This window comes from Streptomyces chiangmaiensis (assembly GCF_036281785.1).
GTDB lineage: Bacteria > Actinomycetota > Actinomycetes > Streptomycetales > Streptomycetaceae > Streptomyces > Streptomyces chiangmaiensis.
The window spans coordinates 1-1,824 of sequence record NZ_JAYWVC010000512.1 but is presented as its reverse complement, the minus strand read 5'-3'; the positions used below and the strand labels follow the sequence as shown (position 1 = coordinate 1,824).

At 69.4% G+C, this 1,824-nt stretch carries 2 protein-coding genes; one reads left to right on the top strand and one right to left on the bottom strand.

Annotated elements, in window-relative coordinates; genetic code table 11:
- Window positions 1–668, top strand: a 668-nt coding sequence (locus tag VXC91_RS45075; RefSeq protein ID WP_329513125.1) for a PP2C family protein-serine/threonine phosphatase, incomplete at its 5' end; no start/stop codon positions are given.
- A gap of 124 nt (window positions 669–792) precedes the next feature.
- On the opposite strand, the gene VXC91_RS45070 is transcribed toward VXC91_RS45075, so the two are convergent.
- The gene (locus tag VXC91_RS45070) at window positions 793–1,587 is read right to left on the bottom strand and encodes an SDR family NAD(P)-dependent oxidoreductase (RefSeq protein WP_329513124.1); all 795 of its coding nucleotides are present in this window, start codon (window positions 1,585–1,587) and stop codon (window positions 793–795) included.
- Window positions 1,588–1,824: the final 237 nt, after the last annotated feature.

Sequence of the window (1,824 nt, the reverse complement as noted above, 5' to 3'; positions counted from 1 at the left end):
AAACAACCCATCACCCCCCACCCCGTACGCACGAGTGGGCGGGGACTTCTATGCCCTGGCCGACACCCGGCACGGAATCCGCCTGGTCATCGGCGATGTCCGCGGCCTGCGGGCTGCCCGCCCTTGTCGTGGCCGCGGCCCTGCTCGGCTCGTTCCGGGAAGCAGCCCACGAGGCCGCCGACCTCGTCCAGCTCGCCGGGCGTCTGGAGGCCACGCTATTGCGCGATGACGCTGCCGCTCTTGCCCAGGGAGACCCCGCCGAACTCTTTGCCACCGCCGTACTCGTGGAAATCCCTCGCCACGGCAGCCACGGCACGATCTTCAGCTGCGGCCACCCCCCACCCCTGCTCGGGCGGCGCGGCAGCATCGACATCCTCGAAACAGACGATCCCGCCCCGCCCCTGAACCTCGGCGGTCTGCTCGCCACCACCTGCCTTCCCCGGCGATTTGCTTTCCGGGCAGGTGACCAACTGCTGCTCTACACCGACGGCGTCACCGAAACCCGCGACGCAAGCGGAGCATTCTTCCCCCTGCTCACCTGGGCCCGTGACCAGCTGACCACGTCACCCCGGCAGGCCCTGAACAACCTCCACCACGCCCTGCTCAAGCACAGCGGCAACAACCTCAACGACGACATCGCCGCCATTGCCATTCGCAAAACCACCTGACCGCATCCCGCAATCGGGTGTGTCAACTTGACGGCTGATACTGGTTGTTGAGGTGTCAGCGGCTGGTGGGGGTGAGCCGGGTCTACACCGGGAGGGGCCGTATGCCGGGCGGCGCGTCAGCGCCTCAGATGCCCCAGCCGCCGTCCACCGCAAGCGTCGCGCCGGTGATGTAGCCCGCCAGCGGGCTGGCCAGGAAGGCGACGAAGTCGGCGTATTCCTCCAGCCGTCCGATGCGGCCGATGGCGTTCGGCGACAGCGCCTCGACCAGGCGCGGCTCGATCTCCTCCCAGGTCTGCCCCCACCCGTTCTGCCGGCCCAGCTGCGTCACCCTCTCGAGGCTGTCCGCGGTGAGGATGCCGCCTGCCGCGACGGCGTTCGACGTGACCCCGGTATTCCTCAGATCCTGTGCTAGGGCCTTGGCGAGGGAGTTGCGCGCCCCGTTCGTCGCCGCGTAATGGGGCTGGGACGCCTGCGGCTTCTCACCGGTGACGCTGCTGATCTGGATCACCCGGCCCCAGCCGCGCTCGCGCATGGCAGGGACGAGCCGCTGGATCGTGCGCACGCTGGTCAGGACGTTGGTGTTGTAAAGCCCGGCCCAGTCCTCCGGCGTGGTGTCCTTCCAGGTGCGGCTTGGTTCGTAGACGCCGACGTTGTTCACCAGGATGTCTACCGGGCCGCCGGCGGTGGCGGCGGCGTGCACCGCGTCTGCGCCCGCGTCGGTCCCCAGATCGCCGATCGCGAGGGCGGCGGCGCCGCCCGCTTCGGCGATCGCCTTGGCGACCGCCTCGGTCCGCGCCTGGTTGCGGCCGTGGACGACCACAAAGGCGCCTTCAGCCGCCAGGCGCTTCGCGATCGCCTCACCCAGACCGCTGCTCGATCCCGTGACCAGTGCCTTCTTGCCAGTCAAGCGCAGATCCATCGGACGTTCCCTTCCTGTGCTGTGGCCGCCGGGCGCGGGCGTGCCGGGGCTCCCTGGCCGCTCCACCCGCCGGTCCGGCCAGGTTGCCCCTCAAAAAATGGACCCGCAAGTCCAAAAATTCGGGCTGGGCGGGGCCTGCGGGCTGCCGGGTCGTGGCGCGTGGTCTTACGAGTTGTGCTGGTGGGACACCCCATGTCGTTGGGTGTCAAGCGGGGTGGGCGTGGTGACCAGGCGGTT